The sequence below is a fragment of the Streptococcus sp. 2022WUSS037 genome, assembly GCF_044427225.1.
Classification (GTDB): Bacteria; Bacillota; Bacilli; order Lactobacillales; family Streptococcaceae; genus Streptococcus.
The window spans coordinates 21581-42627 of sequence record NZ_JAOTGJ010000017.1; the positions used below are offsets into that span (position 1 = coordinate 21581).

Annotated in this window: 20 protein-coding genes; 15 read left to right on the forward strand and 5 right to left on the reverse strand. The window is 39.5% G+C overall.

Features of this window, described 5'->3' with window-relative positions; genetic code table 11:
* Positions 1-63: 63 nt before the first annotated feature.
* From ODU55_RS07160 to ODU55_RS07190, 7 genes are all read left to right on the forward strand, one after another.
* The gene (locus tag ODU55_RS07160; RefSeq protein WP_398582389.1) at positions 64-3174 is read left to right on the forward strand and encodes a DNA polymerase III subunit alpha; all 3111 of its coding nucleotides are present in this window, start codon (positions 64-66) and stop codon (positions 3172-3174) included.
* Positions 3175-3258: 84 nt separating this feature from the next.
* Positions 3259-4269 carry a 6-phosphofructokinase gene (gene pfkA / locus ODU55_RS07165; protein WP_002940961.1) on the forward strand — a complete coding sequence of 337 codons (1011 nt, stop codon included), beginning with the start codon at positions 3259-3261 and terminating at the stop codon, positions 4267-4269.
* A 66-nt stretch (positions 4270-4335) separates the two neighbouring features.
* Complete coding sequence (gene pyk / locus ODU55_RS07170) at positions 4336-5841, forward strand: pyruvate kinase (protein ID WP_398582390.1); 1506 nt, start codon at positions 4336-4338, stop codon at positions 5839-5841.
* Positions 5842-6005: 164 nt separating this feature from the next.
* Positions 6006-8771, forward strand: coding sequence for an IdeS/Mac family cysteine endopeptidase (locus tag ODU55_RS07175; protein ID WP_398582391.1), 2766 nt, complete (start codon positions 6006-6008; stop codon positions 8769-8771).
* A gap of 278 nt (positions 8772-9049) precedes the next feature.
* Complete coding sequence (locus ODU55_RS07180) at positions 9050-9376, forward strand: hypothetical protein (RefSeq protein WP_398582392.1); 327 nt, start codon at positions 9050-9052, stop codon at positions 9374-9376.
* Between the two features lie 212 nt (positions 9377-9588).
* Complete coding sequence (locus ODU55_RS07185) at positions 9589-9852, forward strand: hypothetical protein (protein ID WP_024408994.1); 264 nt, start codon at positions 9589-9591, stop codon at positions 9850-9852.
* Positions 9853-9856: 4 nt separating this feature from the next.
* Complete coding sequence (locus tag ODU55_RS07190) at positions 9857-10180, forward strand: hypothetical protein (RefSeq protein WP_044674958.1); 324 nt, start codon at positions 9857-9859, stop codon at positions 10178-10180.
* Between the two features lie 195 nt (positions 10181-10375).
* On the opposite strand, the gene ODU55_RS07195 is transcribed toward ODU55_RS07190, so the two are convergent.
* The gene (locus ODU55_RS07195; RefSeq protein WP_398582393.1) at positions 10376-11485 is read right to left on the reverse strand and encodes an NAD(P)/FAD-dependent oxidoreductase; all 1110 of its coding nucleotides are present in this window, start codon (positions 11483-11485) and stop codon (positions 10376-10378) included.
* 84 nt (positions 11486-11569) lie between these two features.
* Here ODU55_RS07195 and ODU55_RS07200 point away from each other — a divergent pair, with 84 nt between their 5' ends.
* The 6 genes from ODU55_RS07200 (at position 11570) to ODU55_RS07225 (ending at position 17183) form a co-directional block, all read left to right on the forward strand.
* Complete coding sequence (locus ODU55_RS07200) at positions 11570-12187, forward strand: GDSL-type esterase/lipase family protein (protein WP_074391101.1); 618 nt, start codon at positions 11570-11572, stop codon at positions 12185-12187.
* Positions 12188-12229: 42 nt separating this feature from the next.
* Entirely contained in the window at positions 12230-12772 is a 543-nt protein-coding gene (gene lepB, locus ODU55_RS07205; RefSeq protein WP_024401810.1) for a signal peptidase I, read from the forward strand.
* Positions 12773-13066: 294 nt separating this feature from the next.
* The gene (gene glmS, locus ODU55_RS07210; protein ID WP_398582394.1) at positions 13067-14878 is read left to right on the forward strand and encodes a glutamine--fructose-6-phosphate transaminase (isomerizing); all 1812 of its coding nucleotides are present in this window, start codon (positions 13067-13069) and stop codon (positions 14876-14878) included.
* A 164-nt stretch (positions 14879-15042) separates the two neighbouring features.
* The gene (locus tag ODU55_RS07215; RefSeq protein WP_105097209.1) at positions 15043-15684 is read left to right on the forward strand and encodes an amino acid ABC transporter permease; all 642 of its coding nucleotides are present in this window, start codon (positions 15043-15045) and stop codon (positions 15682-15684) included.
* 9 nt (positions 15685-15693) lie between these two features.
* Positions 15694-16326 carry an amino acid ABC transporter ATP-binding protein gene (locus ODU55_RS07220; protein WP_398582395.1) on the forward strand — a complete coding sequence of 211 codons (633 nt, stop codon included), beginning with the start codon at positions 15694-15696 and terminating at the stop codon, positions 16324-16326.
* Positions 16327-16352: 26 nt separating this feature from the next.
* Positions 16353-17183 carry a transporter substrate-binding domain-containing protein gene (locus ODU55_RS07225; protein WP_398582397.1) on the forward strand — a complete coding sequence of 277 codons (831 nt, stop codon included), beginning with the start codon at positions 16353-16355 and terminating at the stop codon, positions 17181-17183.
* Positions 17184-17247: 64 nt separating this feature from the next.
* On the opposite strand, the gene ODU55_RS07230 is transcribed toward ODU55_RS07225, so the two are convergent.
* The 3 genes from ODU55_RS07230 to ODU55_RS07240 are packed head-to-tail and all read right to left on the reverse strand — an operon-like array spanning position 17248 to position 19712.
* Entirely contained in the window at positions 17248-18441 is a 1194-nt protein-coding gene (locus tag ODU55_RS07230) for a cation diffusion facilitator family transporter (protein WP_398582396.1), read from the reverse strand.
* Between the two features lie 56 nt (positions 18442-18497).
* Positions 18498-18950: a threonine/serine exporter family protein gene (locus ODU55_RS07235; protein ID WP_024400719.1), complete on the reverse strand. Its 453-nt coding sequence runs from the start codon at positions 18948-18950 to the stop codon at positions 18498-18500.
* Between the two features lie 3 nt (positions 18951-18953).
* The gene (locus ODU55_RS07240) at positions 18954-19712 is read right to left on the reverse strand and encodes a threonine/serine exporter family protein (protein WP_253212831.1); all 759 of its coding nucleotides are present in this window, start codon (positions 19710-19712) and stop codon (positions 18954-18956) included.
* Between the two features lie 161 nt (positions 19713-19873).
* Between ODU55_RS07240 and ODU55_RS07245 the strand changes: the two genes are divergently transcribed.
* Positions 19874-20299: a MarR family winged helix-turn-helix transcriptional regulator gene (locus ODU55_RS07245; RefSeq protein WP_253217130.1), complete on the forward strand. Its 426-nt coding sequence runs from the start codon at positions 19874-19876 to the stop codon at positions 20297-20299.
* Between the two features lie 18 nt (positions 20300-20317).
* On the forward strand, positions 20318-20677 hold the full coding sequence (locus tag ODU55_RS07250) for a DUF1304 domain-containing protein (RefSeq protein WP_029172151.1): 360 nt from the start codon (positions 20318-20320) through the stop codon (positions 20675-20677).
* 83 nt (positions 20678-20760) lie between these two features.
* Here the strand turns inward: ODU55_RS07250 and ODU55_RS07255 are convergent.
* Positions 20761-21047 (reverse strand): transposase (locus ODU55_RS07255; RefSeq protein ID WP_398582203.1); only part of this gene is annotated, 287 nt, incomplete at its 5' end.

Below are 21047 nucleotides of genomic sequence, written 5' to 3' on the forward strand. Positions count from 1 at the left end.
TTTCTTTAAAAATATTTTTCAAAATTATTTGTTATAATAGAAGAAATAAATAAGGAGAAGACCATGCTAGCACAACTTGATACAAAAACCGTCTATACCTTTATGGATAGCATGGTGACGATAGAAAATTATGTAGGCAGGGCTAAAGAGCTTGGTTACCACGCATTGGGGATAATGGATAAAAACAGTCTTTATGCAGCCTATAGTTTTATGGAATCCTGTAACAAAATGGGGCTTCAACCAATTATTGGTTGTGAACTGGACTGGAAATTACAGGGAGGGGAGCAGGACGTCACTACTCAATTGATTGCTCTGACAACCAGAGGTTATCGCAATCTATTGAAAATTTCGACTGCTAAGATGACAGGGCAAGATGATTTTGAAACCATTCGTCAATATTTAGTCGACATAGCAGTGGTTGTTCCTTATTTTTCTGGCATTGAGCACCTTGAGCTAGGTACTAACTATTATATCGGAGTGACGGTTGACACACCAGTGCAAGACTTTAAGCAAGCAATACTCCCGATTCATACGGTTCGTTTTTTTGAAGAGGAACAATTGGAAAGTCTACAGGTTCTCCATGCTATTCGAGATAATATTCCACTTAATCAAGTTGCAGATATAGATAATCGACAAAAGCTTTTATCGGCTGATAGCTTAACCAATCTATTTTCGAATCGGTTTCCGCAAGCAGTTGATAATTTACGTGACTTGGTTGCAGGGATTTCTTATCAATTAAATACAGATTTAAAATTGCCGCGTTTTAATCGTGACAGACCTGCAGTGGAAGAATTATACGAGCGCTCCTATCAAGGATTAGAAGAGAAGGGCTTGACTAATTCACTGTATAAGGAACGCTTGGAAAAGGAATTATCCATTATTCATCAAATGGGATTTGATGATTATTTCTTGATTGTATGGGACCTACTTCGTTTTGGACGTAGCCAAGGGTACTACATGGGAATGGGGCGCGGTTCAGCTGTTGGAAGCCTAGTTGCCTATGCCTTAAATATCACAGGTATCGACCCAGTTAAGCATAATCTTCTCTTTGAACGCTTTCTCAATGCTGAACGTTATTCAATGCCCGATATTGATATTGATATTCCAGATATTCATCGAGCAGATTTTATTCGTTATGTACGAGATCGTTATGGTTCAACCCATGCTGCGCAAATTGTAACCTACTCGACATTTGGAGCTAAGCAGGCCATTCGTGATGTATTTAAGCGTTTCGGAACACCTGAATATGAGTTAAGTAATATAACCAAGAAAATTTCATTTAGAGATAGTCTTACTTCTGCCTATCAGCGAAATGCCGCTTTTCGTCAGATTATCAATAGTAAGATAGAGTACCAAAAAGCTTTTGCGATTGCTCAACAAATTGAAGGACAGCCTCGCCAGACTTCCATTCACGCAGCAGGTGTGGTTATGAGCGATGAGGACTTGACTGATACCATTCCACTGAAAATAGGGGATGATATGCTAGTGACCCAGTATGATGCCCATGCAGTCGAGGCCAATGGATTGCTCAAGATGGACTTTCTTGGTCTGCGAAACCTGACTTTCGTACAAAAAATGGCAGAAGGAGTACGTGAACGTTATCAGCAGGAAATTGATATTGCCAAGATAGATTTAGAAGACAAGAAAACCTTGGAACTTTTTGCTGCTGGTCGGACTAAGGGAATTTTTCAATTTGAACAGCCTGGTGCGATTAGCCTGCTTCGAAGGGTCAAACCTGGTCGATTTGAAGATATAGTTGCAACAACGAGTTTGAATAGACCGGGGGCTAGTGATTATTCGGATAACTTTGTAAAACGCAAACATGGACAAGAGACAGTTGATTTGTTGGACCCAACCATTGCTCCTATTTTACAACCGACTTATGGTATCATGCTTTATCAGGAACAGGTCATGCAGATTGCACAGGTCTATGCAGGATTTACGCTTGGTAAGGCGGATTTACTCCGCAGGGCGATGTCTAAAAAGAATGCCCAGGAAATGCAGGCAATGGAAGCGGAATTTTTACAGGGAGCACTGAAAAATGGACATGCTGAAGAGAATGCCAGGGAAATATTTGGCATGATGGCTAAGTTCGCTGGTTATGGTTTTAACCGTAGCCACGCCTATGCTTATTCAGCCTTAGCCTTTCAAATGGCCTATTTCAAGAGTCACTATACGGATGTCTTTTTTGATGTCATGCTCAATCATTCTAGCAGTGCTTATATTGAAGATGCGATGCAGTTTGACTTTGAGGTAGCTCGACTCACGATTAACAATATTCCTTATCACGATAAGTTTGATAAAAGTAAGGTCTACCTAGGATTAAAAACACTAAAAGGTTTGCCTAAAGATTTAGCTTTATGGATATTGGATCATCGTCCCTATAAGTCTGTAGAAGATTTTATTTTGCGCTTGCCAGATAATTTCAAGAAAAAAGATTTACTAATCCCCCTTATTCAGATTGGTTTATTTGATGATTTTGACGCCAATCGTAAAAAGATTATTGAAAATCTAGACAATCTCTTTGTCTTTGCAGAGGCAATTGGTACATTTTTTGCAGAGGAGAGTTATAGTTGGATAGATGTAGAAGATTACAGCGACAGTGAAAAATTTATGCTAGAGCAAGAATTGCTAGGTGTTGGTATTAGTCCGCATCCTTTAGTCAATATTTGTCGAGAGTCTAAGCGTAGTTTTACAGATTTGGCTGATTTAGCGGTTGGCAATCGAGCGACCGTTCTTGTGCAGATTCAAGCTATTCGATTGATTCGTACCAAAAAGACTGGGGAGCAGATGGCGTTTCTTCGAGTGACAGATACCAAGAGGACGCTTGACGTAACTCTTTTTCCAGAATCTTATCGCCAATACGCTTCTATTTTGGAAGAAGGGGGAATGGGATACATCACAGGCAGAGTGCAAGAACGCGATGGACAGTTGCAATTAGTTCTAGAAAAATTAGAGCCTGTCAGTTCGGAGAAATTTTGGATTCTTTTGGAAAATCGAGAACACGATTATGCCGTTGCTCGTATTTTGGATAAATATAGAGGAAGCATTCCAGTAGTACTTCATTATCAAGATAGTAATCAGACAATTCAGGCTGAGCACCACATGGTTATGAAAACGCCTCAATTAGAAGAAGAGTTAAGTGAATTTGTTATGAAAACGATTTTTCGATAAAAAAATAGCAAAAAGTCAAGCAAGTTTAGGTTAAGTATGTTATAATAGGGCAGTTAAAATGAAAAGTTAAAGGAGCATTAACGAATGAAACGTATTGCTGTTTTGACCAGTGGTGGTGATGCCCCTGGTATGAACGCTGCTATTCGTGCAGTTGTTCGCCAAGCAATTTCAGAAGGAATGGAAGTTTATGGAATCAACGAAGGTTACGCAGGTATGGTTGCGGGTGATATCCATGAATTGTCTGCACGTTCTGTAGGTGATATTATTTCACGTGGCGGAACATTCCTTGGTTCAGCTCGTTATCCAGAATTTGCCAAATTAGAAGGGCAACTTAAAGGGATTGAGCAATTGAAAAAACATGGTATCGAAGGTGTAGTTGTTATCGGTGGTGATGGTTCTTACCACGGAGCAATGCGCTTGACGGAGCATGGTTTCCCAGCTATTGGTGTACCTGGTACAATTGATAACGACATCGTGGGTACAGATTTTACAATCGGTTTTGATACAGCTGTAACAACTGCTATGGATGCGATTGATAAAATCCGCGATACTTCATCAAGTCACCGTCGCACTTTCGTTGTTGAAGTAATGGGACGTCATGCGGGAGACATCGCTCTTTGGGCTGGTATTGCTTCTGGTGCAGATGTTATCGTTGTTCCAGAAGAAGACTTCAATATAAACGATATTGTTGACCGTATTAAAGCGGGCTACGACAATGGTAAGAAACATAGCATCATTGTTTTAGCTGAAGGTGTTATGCCAGCTGCACAGTTTGCTGAAGAATTGAAAGCAGCAGGCGATACAAGTGATCTTCGTGTGACAGAACTTGGTCATATCCAACGTGGTGGTTCTCCAACAGCGCGTGATCGCGTACTCGCTTCTCGCATGGGTGCTCATGCCGTTAAATTGCTTAAAGAAGGCCGTGGAGGTCTTGCAGTAGGTATCCGTAACGAGCAAATGGTTGAAAATCCAATTCTTGGTACTGCGGAAGAAGGAGCATTATTCAGCTTGACTGCAGAAGGTAAGATTGTTGTGAACAATCCACATAAAGCAGATTTGGATCTGGCTGAATTGAACCGTAACTTGTCAATCTAATTTGACATTTCATTAAAGTGTTATTAAGGGTCATAAGACCATTAAATAAAAAGGAGTTTTGTTAAGATGAATAAACGTGTAAAAATCGTTGCAACCCTTGGTCCTGCGGTAGAAATCCGTGGTGGAAAAAAATTCGGTGATGATGGTTACTGGGGTGAAAGCCTTGATGTAGAAGCATCAGCACAGAAAATTGCTCAATTGATTACCGAAGGTGCAAACGTATTCCGTTTCAACTTCTCACATGGTGACCACCAAGAACAAGGTGAGCGTATGGCAACTGTACGCCGTGCGGAAGAAATTGCTGGTAAAAAAGTTGGTTTCTTGTTGGATACAAAAGGTCCAGAAATCCGTACAGAATTGTTTGAAGGCGATGCAAAAGAATTTTCATACACAACTGGTGAAAAAATCCGCGTAGCAACTAAACAAGGTATTAAGTCAACTCGCGAAGTGATTGCATTGAACGTTGCAGGTGGTTTGGATGTATTTGATGATGTTGAAGTTGGTAAACAAGTTCTTGTTGACGATGGTAAACTAGGTCTTAAAGTCATCGAAAAAGATGCTGAAAAACGTGAATTTATTGTTGAAGTTGAAAACGACGGTGTTATCGCTAAACAAAAAGGTGTAAACATTCCTTATACTAAAATTCCTTTCCCAGCTCTTGCTGACCGCGACAACGCTGATATCCGTTTCGGTTTGGAACAAGGTTTGAACTTCATCGCAATTTCATTCGTTCGTTCAGCAAAAGATGTTGAAGAAGTTCGTAACATTCTTAAAGAAACTGGTAATGAGCACGTTCAATTGTTCTCAAAAATCGAAAACCAACAAGGTATCGACAATATTGATGAAATCATTGAAGCTTCAGATGGTATCATGATTGCTCGTGGTGACATGGGTATCGAAGTACCATTTGAAATGGTTCCAGTTTACCAAAAAATGATTATCACTAAAGTGAATGCAGCTGGTAAAGCAGTTATCACAGCAACAAACATGTTGGAAACAATGACTGAAAAACCACGTGCAACTCGTTCTGAAGTATCTGACGTATTCAACGCAGTTATCGACGGTACTGACGCAACAATGCTTTCAGGTGAGTCTGCAAACGGTAAATATCCAGTTGAATCAGTTCGTACAATGGCAACTATTGCTAAAAACGCACAAACTCTTCTTAACGAATACGGTCGTTTGAACTCTGATCACTTTAACCGTGCATCTAAAACAGAAGTTATTGCATCTGCAGTAAAAGATGCTTGTCACTCAATGAACATCAAGTTGGTTGTAACAGTTACTGAAACTGGTTACTCAGCTCGTTCAATCTCTAAATACCGTCCAGATTCAGATATCTTGGCAGTAACTTTCACTGAAAAAGTTCAAAAATCATTGATGTTGAACTGGGGTGTGATTCCAGTTGTAACTGAGAAACCAGAATCAACTGACGATATGTTTGAATTGGCAGAAAAAGTCGCTAAAGAACAAGGTTTGGTTGAATCAGGTGATGATATCATCATCGTTGCGGGTGTTCCAGTAGGTGTTGCTGGTTCTACAAACACAATGCGTGTTCGTACAGTAAAATAATCAAAAAGGTCCTCTTGGACCTTTTTGTCGTGATTATGGAAATAGACTATATCTGAATTTCTTTCAAACGCTTGTTTATAAATATTTTCTTGGGGGATGTGGAAATAAAAATAAGTCGTAAATAGAATAGTTTATTCAAATTTTTGATGATAAACGGAGGAAAGATGAACATTCAAGAACGATTTTCTTTGAGAAAATCAGCGGTTGGCTTGGTCTCAGTCTCTTTGCTATGTGCTATTCATACATCCACTGTTGCTGCAGATACAGTTGTTACAGGAGTGAATGAAATAATTGAAGAATCACAAGTCAAGGATGAGGCATCTATTGAATCAGAAAAAAATGAATCCCTAGATGGTTCTAATCTTGAAATTGTAGAGGAAATAGCAGACAACATCCCATCACCTGTTATCGCTGAAGGAGAAGTAGCGGTAGAGATGAAAGTTGACGGAGGGACCGAGAATGTAGTTTCTAGAAATGATACAGAAGTTACGACGAGTGAGCAAAATCAGATAGAGGTTGCTGAGACAAAAGAAATTTTGAATCAGACCAGTTATCAAACGGAGAGTGGCGAGCAACGACAAATTGTATGGGCTCATGGAATTACCCCTCCTGCAATGGAACAAAGCGGTGGTTTTGTAAAGGAAAAGTATGGAGATTATTTAAACTATACAGCGCCATTTGAGGCAGGAAAAGGCTATTATGATACCAATAAAAGTCTCAATGCTTCATTTATTGACCTTAACCTATGTTTTGCGGCCGTGTCTTCCAACATGGTACATTGGTGGTTGGAACAGAATAGTTCCTATGTTGAGAGATATCTCAAGGAAAAAAATAGTACAGTAAATGTTGGGGAAAACTATGCAATAACGGACCTACGTCGCTATATTGATTCGTTCCAGGATCAGCAAAATAGTCGAGTCTTTGATATGTTCAAAACTTACTACGGTTATCGTACAAATGGTTTTGTGTCAGATGCCTTAGTTGACTTGTTTATTAATGGATATAAGCCTAAGGTACAGGGTGGTGTCAATCTGGAAGATAGCCAGTTAGTACCAGATAGTAGGGGTGGCTTTTTCTACGACGTTTTCAAAGAGAAAAAACTGACAAATCGTATTTTCAGTGGTAGCTATGAGCGTCTTGGTGAGGATGTTCGAACTGTTTTGGAGAGCAAAGGATTACTCGGTCTAACTTATAGAACATTAGGCTATGCAACGCATATTGTGACGGTATGGGGGGCTGAGTACGATAATCAAGGTAAGATTAGGGCTGTCTATATCACTGATTCTGATGATCAACAAGAACAAATTGGTTTGAAGCGTATGGGAATCACTCGTGATGCTTCTGGAAATCCACGTTTGAATAATCATGTGAAAAATAATTCAGCTGGGGCGCTTTTGGATTATGTTCATACGATTCGTCTTGGTCAAGACTTATGGGAAGAATATTTCAATCCGCTCGCAAAAGCCAAAGAAATAGCTAGTCAGACACTAGCTGATACAAAGAAGGCGATGGTTCTGTCTATTCAAGGACAATCTGAATTATCAGAGTCGGCACGTGTAACATATCTTGAAAAGTTAGATAGGCTATATGATCAAGGTGTGTTAGCCATTCAAAAAGCAGACAGCTCTGAGCTACTTAATGTTGCGTTAGAGGATAGTTTAAAAAGTTTAGACTTCCCTATGTCAGCAGTTGGAGAAGCTCTGACAGCAGAGTTGCCAGCAGGCGAGCTTCCGCCCAATGCAGATGAAAATTCTCAGCTATCTCAAGAAATCCGCTCTGCAGATGGGAAAGAAGAAAAAGGGGATGTTGCCCTTGTTGTAGATAGTATCAATCAACCCGTCTTACCAGTAGACGACCAGGCGATATTGCCTGTAGCAGTCGTTGGTGAACCAGTACATGACGAACAGTTAGTTGCTAATGAAAACCAGAGCCAGTCAACTATAGCTTTAGGGGAGGAAACTCAAGTAGAGGGAAGCGATCTACCAGTAGTAGTTGATCAAGAAGCTGTGAAAAATGATGAGGTAGTCCCTGTGGAAGAGCTTCTTGAATCAGAAACAGTTGAGAATCAGAGGTCAGAACTTCTATCAGGTCCCATAGGTATGGAGGGGGTAAATGTAAAAGAAGAAGATCAAGTTGCGACGACCGCTACTGAACAACCAGCCACCTCTAAAACCACAACTGTCCAAGAACCTCTCGACGAACCGGCTAGTTCAGAAAGTGAACCCGTCATCCAAACTGAAACAACTTTAGTTCCTGTTGCTGAGGATATTCCAGCTTTACCTGGGCATTCAGCAATTCGTGTGGTCGAATCAGTAGCTACATCATCTACTATTTCTGAAAAACACAAGTTTGTAGATGGCGGAGTTTCTTCCGCATTAAAAGTGGATTCTGAGGGGGTTACTAATGAGTCGAATGCTCCTCGAGTTGAATTTCTGACAGAAGTAACGACAGAAAGCGTCTTGGCTGAAGCAGATAGGTCTTCAATCCTAACAGAAACAAAGGTGATTCAACCGAATACATTGATGAATGATTTGGAGAGTAAAGAAAAAATCTTGGGCCCTAGATCCAAATCATTGGACAGTGTTAAAATGGATATGAGTTCTCAGGAGATTGTATTGCCAGAAGTTCCAGAGAGAGAGCCTCAGATGTCCAGAAGAGAAATGGATGAAGAACGCAAAGAAACCGAGCTATTCGAGATGGTTGGATCTGTGGCAATTGTAGGAAGTACCTCTCAATCCTCAAATAATATGAGGGAATATGGTCAGAATCCGGCTCTTCACTCCAAAACGGATACAAAGCAAGTTTTAAGTGTGGAACAACCTTCAAAACCAAGTACAAATGCTTCTGGGCAGATTATTGGAGTTAGCCTATTAACTCTCTTACTTGGTAGTGTTTGGGGACTATTAAAAAAAGCAAGTAGAAAGCAATAATCGAGGGTTAGAGAGTGAATAATCAGCGATTATCTATTGTAAAATTTACTTCGGAAGTATATTAAGACTCATGAAAAATAGATAAAAAGCTGGGAAAATCCATTGCTATAAATGGGGAGTTCAATTACAATTATCTTGTAACAATCAACAGAATGCATTCAAAAAATTTGTTACGGACGAAAGAAACTATTCCAGTTGGATTAGTTTATCATATTGCTAGTTTATAGTTTGAGTTTAAGTGATATGAATACAAGATAATAGAAATTGGAGACAACGTTATGAACTTTTCAAAAAAAGTAAAGAATTTTGCCATGCTTTCAGTAGCCTGCATGAGTACAGGTCTTACAGCGCTTGCCCCTGTTGTTAGCGCCAATACATCTGAATCAAATGCTTACGTAAAATATAACACAAGAGAAACAGCTAATTACACTCGCAATTCATATATGGATGTGAAATTGACACAACAAACTGGTGTTCCTGGTGCGCAAGTAGAAGTATTCTTGAAACAATACTATGACGAAGCGCCAGATGTTTACTTCGTTTTGGGGAACATAACTGTATTCCGCTTGAACGCACAGCGTCAGGATCCTATATTGCTAACTTGACAGATGAGGATTTGAAGGGCTCAAAAGATTTCCATGTTGAAATTATTAGCAAAATCCCTTACGGAACACATAAGCATATTGTAGAAAGTAAATCATTCAAACTAGAATCAAGTTTCCGTCGTTAAGATAAGATTTAAAATTTGTCGAAAATACCCCCTTTTTAATTGATGCTTTCAGAGCAACTATCGTAGAAAGCAACGACGTCAGAAATAGTGGAAGACTGGACTCAGGTTCAGTCTTTTCATATTCAACCAATCTCGAGGATAGGAGAATTTGTAGTTTATAATGCTAAATCATATAATAGATTAAAATCAGAAAAAGTTGACGGTGAGTTTAGGGGTGTTGTTTATAATAATAGTGTAGTGGCTGGTATACTAGATAGAAGTATTCTAGTTATTACAAAAGAAAAAATTTGTGATGCGCACCACAAAGGTAATAATTCTATCAAATCTTATGTTATATTTGAAGAGAGGTAATAATATGAGTAAACTCGGTAAAGCAGTTTTGGGTCTAGCCCTTGCTGGAGGCTTAGCTTTTCCTATGGCTTCTGCTTCGGCGCAAGCAATCTGTTCGTATGATGATGTTTTACTTCATCAGAATCTGACTGAAGTTCAGCGGAAAGTACTATTAGATGAAAAAGACGTCTGTCTTGCTTCGCAAAAAGCGGAGGCTGCAAGTCTCATCAATAAGAGTGATTTGTCTCCACGTCAGAAAGCCAAGTACTTATCACTGGTCGAATTTGGCAGTAGCACAGAAGTTTTAGCTCTCATAAATCACTTTTCTGAGCTCCCTAGTCAGTTCTGATATGATGTATCTAATATAGAGATAGTATTTGAATTGATATAGTCGCATGTTAAATTGTTTGAAACTAGGACAGTAGCGTCCTAGATAGAAATAAGCAACGAGGTTCCCCCGTTGCTTATTGTATTTATTGGTTGGATAACAACTAGTCTTAGTATCTACATTTAAAGAGTTAGTAGAATCTAAACTTATTGTATCTTATTTTTTGAGAATATATCTATTTGGAGAATATGGTGTACGGTCAAAGTTTGTTTCTTGATTGAGAATTTCTTTAGCAATTTGCCAACCGATAATTGGGCCATTTGTCAGGCCGGTAGAGCCTAGACCACTAGCTACCCAGACATTAGGCATATCCTCAATATTTCCGTAGAATGGTGAATAAGTTGAAGTATAGGCGCGCGTTCCAATACGAGTTCTGGCTACAGGATAATTTGCCAAATCAGGCATGAACTCGGCTATTTTATCATGCATGGCTTGGATTTTTTCAGGGTCTAGTTCTAAATCGTACCCCATATCATCTTCATGAGTTGCACCAATAATGATTTTTCCATTTTCAAATGGTAGGATGTCAATCTCTCCGTAAGGCATACAAACTGGCCAATTATCAGTATCGAATTCTGTATCTAATTCTAACAATTGTCCTTTTTGTGGTCGAACATCCACTTGATAACCAAGAGGTTCAAGAATATGTGGCAACCAGGCCCCTGTGGCTAAGATAATATGGTCAGCAGTAAGCACTTGATTATCTACTTTGACAGTATGGTTGTCAAGCAGTTTTGCTTGTCCGTAGATACGTGTACCACCATTTTTCAAAAATTGTTCCTGAAGAATATCAATCAAACGCCCACCATCAATACGACCGCCACCTTCTAAATGGATACCAAAATAGTCTGGTTTAAGTAGTGGCAGGTACTGGTTAATTTCCGAGCCTATAAGTGGAGTAATTTCGCCAATAGTCGGAGTATCTATGCGACGTTCCTCGGCAATTTTTTGGATTTTATCAAGTAGTTCAGGCTTGCTTTTTAGGCCGATGGTTCCAGTCTGTTTGAATGGAATTTCAGTAGCACCTGATTTTTCCAAATCGGCTACCAATTGACGGTAGAAAACAGCACCATCGGAAGTCAGCTTGTACCAGTCTTTATTTTTTTTCTGAGCCATCCATGGGCAGATGATACCTGCGGCAGCTCGTGTGGCTGTTCCAATACCTGAATCAATGAGAGTAAGATTGACTTGTTCTTCTTGGGAGAGATAAAAGGCTGCAGTAGAGCCGACAATTCCTCCGCCTATAATAATAACTTGTTTTTTCATAAGTTAATTATATCACAAATTCAGAAGTTTATTTATTTTTTTCAACATGATACAATAGAAAATAAGAAAAATTGAGGAGTTCGTGTGTCAGATATAATGTATCCTGAGGTCCTAACCGTTGGAAGTGGGGCCGTAAAAGTTGCAACAGTCGGAGATAGTTTGACTTATGGATATGGCTTGGAGAATCGCGAAAAAGATGCCTATCCTTGTATTCTAGCTGAGAAACTTGGGCATCACTATCAAGTTTCAAATTACGGATTGAGTGGGCGTTCACTTCAGTCAACTGCAGATTTTCCTTACTTTAAAGAGAAGAATGCCCAACTTTCACTTGAGAGTGAAGCAGATATTGTCATCATCATGATTGGTAGTAACGACAGCCGAGGACCATATTGGAATAGGGAGAGATTTATTCGAGAGTATAGGGAAATGGCCGAGCAGTATATGGCTTTAGCAAGCCAGCCGGATGTTTATTTAGTTATCCCGCCTTACGTACCAACCAGTCGTTTTGGATTGAATAATCAAATTATTGAAGATGAATTACAAAAGATTATCCCAGCTATCGGAAATGAACTTGGTTTACCAGTTATTAACCTTTACACTGTGACGGAGGGACATCTTGAATACTATAGCGATGGTCTTCATTTGACACCGCTAGGAAATCAAGTTATTGCTGAAGAGATTTACCAGCATCTCAGACACTAATAGCTCTAAATTGTGGTATAATACTAGTGAAATGGAGAGATTATGGTAAAAAGAGATTTAATAAAACAAATCAGTTTATTGGTCTTATTGATTTTTGGAATCATTGGCCTACGATTTTGGTTACTTGAGCCAGTCACGATTACCCCTGAGATGGCAAATAGCTATTTGAAGGAAAACGACTTTATCATGACGGTGCGAAATGTCCGCCCGATTCATGGAGATTTTATTTTGTATAACCATGAGGGAAAAGAGTATGTGAGTCGTGTGATTGCATTGGAAAATGAGACGGTTACCTATATGGACGATGTTCTCTATCGTAATGATATTATTGTTACAGAGAACTATTTAAAAACGCCTCATTCACAAGAAAGTTATACAGATGACTTTACATTGGAAACCTTGACAAATGGAAAGTACAACGTCATTCCAGAGGGGCACTATTTGGTGTTGAATGATGTACGAACGAATCAACAGGATAGTCGTAGTTTTGGTTTGATTTCTAGTGAGGATATTGTTGGTAGACTGACTTTTCGGATTAGTCCACTTTCAGAATTTGGTTTTATTAAGACAGGGCTGGTTCAGTAGAATCAGCTTTTTTTATTGTGTTGATACTCTTCGAAAATCAAAATTATCCGTTGTCAACTTGCCTTGATGAACTCCAGTTCTATCTTCGGCTTCGTTTCCTAGGCTACTTTTGATTTTTATTGAGTATGAGATGACTGGATCTGTATTTTGAAATTAGACTAGACCAATTAAAATGTTGACAAGGATGAAATCTTGTTATATACTGATTTCACTGGTCTTTTTAGATATAAATTAGACTAGACCAATTTTTAAAGAAATGAAAGCCGATGTTAACAAACATCGTAGGTGATATGTATGTGTGGAATCGTTGGTGTTGTAGGAAATACAAACGCAACTGATATTTTGATTCAAGGACTTGAAAAATTAGAATACCGTGGTTATGATTCAGCGGGTATTTTTGTGACGGGTGGTGAGCAAGCTCATCTTGTCAAAGCTGTTGGTCGCATTGCAGAATTGTCTGCAAAAGTTGGCGATAAGACCGAAGGGACAACAGGGATCGGTCATACTCGTTGGGCAACTCACGGGAAACCAACTGAGAACAACGCTCACCCTCACACTTCTCAAACCGCTGGACATATCCTTGTTCACAACGGTGTGATTGAAAACTATGCAGAAATCAAGGAAGAGTATCTTGCAGGTCATGACTTGAAAGGACAAACTGATACAGAGATTGCTGTACACTTGATTGGTCAATTTGCTGAAGAAGGTTTGTCAACTCTAGAAGCCTTCAAAAAAGCATTGAAGATTATTCAAGGTTCATACGCCTTTGCCTTGATTGATGCTAGGGATGCAGACACTATCTACGTTGCCAAAAATAAATCTCCACTTTTGATTGGTTTGGGTGATGGCTACAACATGGTCTGCTCAGATGCCATGGCTATGATTCGTGAGACAAGTGAATACATGGAAATTCACGATAAGGAATTGGTTATCGTGAAAAAAGATAGTGTTGAAGTCATGGACTATGATGGCAATGCGATTGAACGTGGTAGCTATACAGCAGAACTTGACTTGTCAGATATTGGTAAGGGAACTTATCCATACTACATGCTCAAGGAAATTGATGAGCAACCAACTGTTATGCGTAAGTTGATTAGCGCCTATACAAATGAAGCTGGTCAGGTAACAGTTGATACGGATATTATTAAGGCAGTACAAGAAGCTGACCGTATCTATATCTTGGCTGCTGGAACTTCCTATCACGCAGGATTTGCCGCAAAAGACTTCTTGGAAAAATTGACAGATACACAAGTAGAGTTGGGAATTTCATCTGAGTGGGGCTACAATATGCCGCTTTTGAGCAAGAAGCCACTCTTTGTCATGATTAGCCAGTCAGGTGAAACTGCTGATAGCCGTCAGGTATTGGTTAAAGCTAATGAAATGGGCATTCCAAGTTTGACTGTAACCAACGTTCCTGGTTCTACCCTATCACGTGAGGCAACTTACACCATGTTGCTCCATGCAGGACCAGAAATTGCGGTAGCTTCTACAAAAGCCTACACTGCACAGATTGCGACTTTGGCAATCTTGGCTAAGGCTGTCGGTGATGCAAATGGCAATGCCTACGCAAAAGAATTTGACTTGGTGCATGAATTGTCCATCGTAGCTCAATCTATCGAGGCCAGCTTGTCAGAAAAAGATGTGATTGCTGAAAAAGTTGAAAAACTCTTATCAACCACTCGCAACGCATTCTATATCGGTCGTGGTAGTGACTACTACGTTTCGATGGAAGCCAGCTTGAAATTGAAAGAAATTTCATACATCCAATGTGAAGGCTTTGCGGCTGGTGAATTGAAACACGGTACCATTTCCTTGATTGAAGATGGTGTTCCAGTCTTGGCTCTGATTTCAAATCATCCACACCTAGCTAGTCATACTCGAGGCAATATTCAGGAAGTAGTGGCGCGTGGTGCCAATGTCTTGACAATTGTTGATGAAGCAGTAGCTAAGGAAGAAGATGACATCACTGTTACAACTGTTCATCCATTCTTGTCAGCGATTGCTATGGTCGTTCCGACACAGTTGATTGCTTACTATGCAACATTGCAACGCGGTTTGGATGTTGATAAACCACGTAACTTGGCTAAGTCTGTTACTGTTGAATAAGAAGAAGGGAGGCATGGATTTCCAGCCTTCTTTTTGTATTATTGAAAAAATATTGAAAAAATATACAAAATTTTGTTAAATTTATTAAAAATTCTGAAAAATCCTTTGAAATTAAGGATATTTTTTGATATACTAGAACCTAATCATTCTTTTAGGAGAGCTCTATGGATTATGTTTTGGAAGTTCTGCCCAGTCTACTAAATGGTGCAGCAGTCTCCTTGCAAGTATTTTTTCTAGTATTGATATTATCCTTGCCATTAGGAGCTGTTTTCGCTTTTTTAATGCAGATTAAATTTAAACCCTTACAATGGTTATTGCATTTCTATGTATTAATTATGCGAGGAACCCCCTTGCTTTTACAATTAATTTTTGTTTATTACGTTTTACCAAGTGTGGGTATTACCTTTGACCGTATGCCTGCTGTTATTCTGGCCTTTACGCTCAACTATGCGGCCTATTTCTCTGAGATTTTCCGTGGTGGTATTGAGGCGATTCCAAAAGGTCAGTATGAAGCCGCAAAGGTCTTGAAATTTACCCCCGTTCAGACTATTCGCTATATCGTATTGCCCCAGGTCGTGAAAATTGTCCTACCAAGTGTTTTCAATGAAGTCATGACCTTAGTCAAAGATACATCCTTGGTCTATGCCTTGGGTGTCAGCGATCTATTGCTTGCCAGCCGTACAGCAGCCAACCGTGATGCTAGCTTAGCACCTATGTTTATCGCTGGAGCTATTTATCTCTTGATGATTGGTGCTGTAACCCTTGTTTCTAAGCAGGTAGAAAAGAAATTTGACTATTATAGATAGGAGGAAGTCATGTTAGAACTACGCAATCTATCCAAACGATTTGATAATAAACAGATTTTCTCCGACTATGATTTGGTCATTCCAGAGGGGAAAATCGTTGCCATCGTTGGTCAATCTGGTGGTGGTAAGACAACTCTTTTACGGATGTTGGCTGGTTTGGAATCCATTGATTCAGGTACCCTGATTTACAATGGTCAGGAACTGCCACTTGAGGAGTTGGGAAAACGACATCTGCTGGGCTTTGTCTTCCAAGACTTCCAGCTTTTCCCACACCTATCCGTTTTGGAAAACTTGGTTCTCTCTCCTATGAAAACGCAGAATATGACGCGTTCAGAGGCGGAAGACAAGGCCCTTAAACTCTTGGATACTCTTGGCCTAGCTAACCACGCTACTGCCTATCCGTTTTCACTATCGGGTGGACAAAAGCAACGTGTGGCCTTGGCGCGTGCTATGATGATTGATCCTGAGATTATCGGCTATGACGAACCAACCTCTGCCCTAGATCCTGAATTAAGAAAAGAAGTAGAAAAACTCATTCTTGAAAATAGGGCTACTGGAATCACGCAAATTGTGGTCACCCACGATATGCAGTTTGCTGAAAATATCGCAGATGAAATCATCAAAATTGAACCGAAACACTAAGAAAAGGAACAAATATGATGATGAATATGAAGAAAATGATGCTTGGAGCTGCGGCTCTTGTAACTAGTTTTGCACTTGCTGCATGTGGATCAAGTGAGTCAACGACCAAGTCAGATAATTGGTCAACTTACGAATCTGAAAAGTCCGTTACGATTGGCTTTGATAAGACCTTTGTTCCAATGGGATTTGAACAGACAGATGGTTCTTACACAGGTTTCGATATTGACTTGGCTAATGCAGTCTTTGAAAAATATGGGATTACTGTAAAATGGCAGCCAATTGACTGGGACTTGAAAGAAACCGAATTGAATAACGGGAATATTGATTTAATTTGGAATGGTTATTCTATTACAGATGAGCGTAAGGAAAAAGTTCTCTTCACAAATCCCTACATGGATAACCAACAAGTTCTTGTAACTAAAAAATCTTCCAATATTAGCCAAGTATCTGATATGAAGGATAAGATTTTGGGTGCGCAAGCAGGTTCATCTGGTTATTCAGTATTTGAATCACAACCAGCTATTTTGAAAGATATTGTTCAAAATAACGATGCAAGTCAGTATGCGACCTTCAATGAAGCCTTGATTGACTTGAAAAACGATCGTATTGATGGCCTCTTGATTGACCGTGTATATGCAAATTATTACTTGCAACAAGAGGGAATTATCGCAGATTACAACATCATTGATGCAGGTTTTGAAAATGAAGCCTTCGCAGTCGGTGCTCGTAAATCAGATACTACACTCGTAGAAAACATTAATAAGGCATTTGCTGAATTATATAAAGAAGGTAAATTCCAAGAAATCTCCCAAAAATGGTTTGGTGAAGATGTTGCAACCGATGCAGTAAAAAACTAATAATATAAGAAAAAGAGCCATGTGCTCTTTTTCTATGTTCAAATGAAAAGTCTGGTCTAGCTGACTAGGCTTGTTTTTTTGAGATCTGGTGGAAAATAACAGTCCAATTTTCATGACGGCGCCAAAGTGACGTATGAACATAATCACCAATTTCAAACGTAACTAATTTTGATTTTTGGCTTATGGAGGTCATTTGGTAATTGGATAAATACGTCGTTTGGATGGGGTGGTCGGCAAGCATCTGAGTTTTATTTCGGTAGCGGCCTTTGGCATCAATTAAGCGATATTGGTCGTCAATCAATTCTTCATACCCATTAGCATGTGCTTGTATCTCTGTTTCAAAACGGAAGAGTTTATCGTACACATGCTCATACATCTCATCGTGTGGAATTTCAGATGGTTCTACGTGAATATCCACATCAAAAACTCCATGTTTGAGTGTTAGGAGTTGCTCAACCTGCTCAGTCACTTCATGACTTTCATAAACGGATAAGTCTGGGTTCATTTCTAAAACAACATCAAGATAGATATTGGCTCCATAAGTCCGACCACGTTGTGATTTGACAGAAACGATTTTTGGGAGTTTGAGAATATCTTCCTCGTACTTTTTCAATAAATTTTCATCAAATCCATCAGATAAGGTAAAGAAGCTTTCCATAAAAATATCGTAGGCTGTTTTTAGGATAAAGAAGGTAATGATGATGGCTGCAATTTTATCGACAATAGGGAAGTTGAAAGCCGCAGCAAAGATTGCGATAGAAGTTCCCATGGAAGTGACTGCATCGGATAGATTATCCTTGGCAGCTGCTTCTAAGGCCTTGGAACGTACTTTTTTTGCCAAGCGGTTATTATATAAATAAACAGCTAACATAACTAGTGCAGAAAAAATTCCGACAATGGCCCCCATAATGTCTACTTCGATAGAAGAATTGCTGATTAGTTTTTGGAGGGTATCATAGAGTACTTGGAAACCAACGACAAACATGATGAAGGATGTAATCAAGCTTGCTAAATCTTCCATTTTCCAGTGTCCAAATTTATGATCGGTATCAGCTGGTTTCTGTGCCATTTTTAGTCCAATAAGTACAGCGATATTACCGATAATATCAGAAATATTATTGAAGGCATCTGCTCGTAAGGCATCTGAATGAAAGAGCTGTCCTGCAACGAGTTTGATACCTGATAAGATAATATAGGCACCGATAGATAGCAAGGCACCACGTTCAGCAAGTTTTAGATTGGTTACGTTTTGGTTCATAGCATCTCCTTTGATAAGTTTTCATTTTAACAAAAAGGCCCCTTATTTTCAAGGGGTTAGGCTGTTTTTTTGCCTGTTCGAAGAACCTTATAAAGGCGTAATAATATTGTTCCGCTGGCCATACCGATGGGAATGACTAAGGCTAAAGTTAAGACGGTAGTGATATTGGTTAGGGCTTGAGCGTGGTCACCAGAAACGAAATAAGTCGTGGTCATGTAGGCTCGATAGCCTGGAACAAGCGGTGCTAGGATAGCAAGTGAAAAAATAACAGATGGTGTTTTAAGCAAAATACTCATGATTTGACTAATGCAAGATCCGATAATTGCTGCAAGGAAGGTTGCAATCAGTACATTAGTTGGTCCTAATAATGAAAGATAGATGAGCCAGACTAGCATGCCTAGGAGTCCACCAGGGACCAGCATTTTTCTTTGAACATTGAGAACAATTAAGAAGGCTGCGATAGCGATATAAGAGGCGAGTGCCTGTAATAAGAAGTTAACTGGTGTCATAGATTACCTCACAAGCATAAAGGCCACAGTTGTACCTGCACCGAGCGATAAGATAATAAGCGCAGTTTGGAAAAATTTGGTCATCCCTGTATTGATATGATTGGTCATAAGGTCTCTTACAGCATTTGTAAAAGCGATCCCTGGTACAAAAGGCATGACTGCCCCTGCGTTAATTAAGTTGGGATTGATGGGGAGAGTAGTGGTTGCGCTTAATAAGTAGGAGGTAAGTGAGAAGACAAAGGCGCCAACGAAGGTGGTAACAAAATCAATTCCAACGTAGCGCTCGACAATCAGTGAGATAGGGAAAGCCAAAGCCGTTGCGAGGACAGCACCTGCTGCATCTAAAAGAGAACCTCCGAACATAATGGTAAAAAATGGTGCGGCTACTACGGCAGCTAAGGTTATTTGGATATTGTTATAAGGTGGCTTTTGTTGTTTGATTGCATTTAATTGGCTCCAAGCGTCTTCTAGGCTGATTTCTTTATTGGCTAGGGAACGGGAGATTTGGTTGACGTCACAAACTTTCTGCATGTCGTAATTTGAATTTACGATGCGTTTCATACGCGAAATATTCGTATGGTCGATGGAGAAAAAGATAGCAGCAGGGATGGCAAGGACATTGGCCTGTTCAATTCCTTGTGAATGTGCAATCCGAATCATGGTATCTTCAACTCGGTGAATTTCTGCACCGCTTTGTGCCAAAATGGCACCAGCGAGCATGAGCACATCTATGACCAAGTTTAGTCTAGGAGTGTTTTCCATAAGTAAGTCCCATCCCTCTACTAGTTATTTTCTTAATTATAACAAAATATAGGTGTAGACAACATATTTTTTTAATAGATAGGCAAAATAGTTGAAAATTGTTCGGATTGTAGTATAATTGACTTATCAATGATTGATTAATCAATCAAAAGAGGTAGATAATGCAAGAAATGGAAGATTTGTTATACAGACTGAAAGTGGCAGATGAGACGATTTCCAATCTTTTTGAAAAGCAGTTGGGAATTAGTTTGACACGTTATTCAATATTGCAAGCATTATTAAAAGATGCACCCCTGCATCAGTTGGCTTTGCAGGAGAAGCTTCAGATAGACCGCGCAGCGGTTACACGTCATCTCAAATTGTTGGAAGAGAGCGGCTATATCATTCGCAAGCGAAATCCTGACAATCAGAGAGAAGTACTTGTCTGGCCAACTGAGCAGGCTAGGGAAGCGCTAGTCACGAGTTCTTCTGCTCACCACCAAGCTATCAAAGCTTCGATGAATCAGATTCTAACTGTTGAGGAGAGCGAGCAATTCCTAGCCACTCTTGATAAACTGTTGATTGGCTTGCAAAATCTACCTATATAATTTTTGAGAGGAGACATTATGTCTATTTTTACCACTATTCTAGCTAGTATCGTAGCTATTGAGCACCTATATATCATGTACTTGGAAACCTTTGCGACCCATTCAGATTCTACTAGTCGTGTCTTTAATATGACAAAGGATGAATTGCAACGTAAGTCTGTGACGACACTTTTCAAAAACCAAGGTATTTACAATGGTTTGTTGGCTGTCTTTCTCTTGTATGGAATTTTCACAGGAAACCTTGAAATTACAACTATTTTTGTCTTGTTTGTTATTGGAGCAGCAGGTTATGGAGCTGTGACATCTAGTCCAAAAATTATCTTGACCCAAGGTGGACCAGCCATCTTGGCCCTGATCTCTATTTTGTTGTTTAAATAAGTTAAAAAGCCTTCCGTGAGGACAATGTCATTAAGTTAACATTCGGCAGTACATCTACACTGTCTACTCCCAAGTATTTATAGTCATTTAGTTTTAAAATAGTATTCCAAAGAATACTCAACCGATTGAAATCTCCTCAATAACTCAGCTACTTTTCTTTTCAAGCCAGCCCAGAATCGTTCAATTGGGTTAAGTTCAGGGGAATAAGGTGGAAGCGGAAGAAAATAGTGTCCCTTAGCCACTGCAAGCTCATCTAGTTGTTTCTTGGGATGAAAAGCTGCATTATCCATAATGATGACATGGGGTTCTGTCAAGGATGGCAATAGCTGCTCCTGATACCACTTGATAAATAATTCCGCTGTCATCGTTC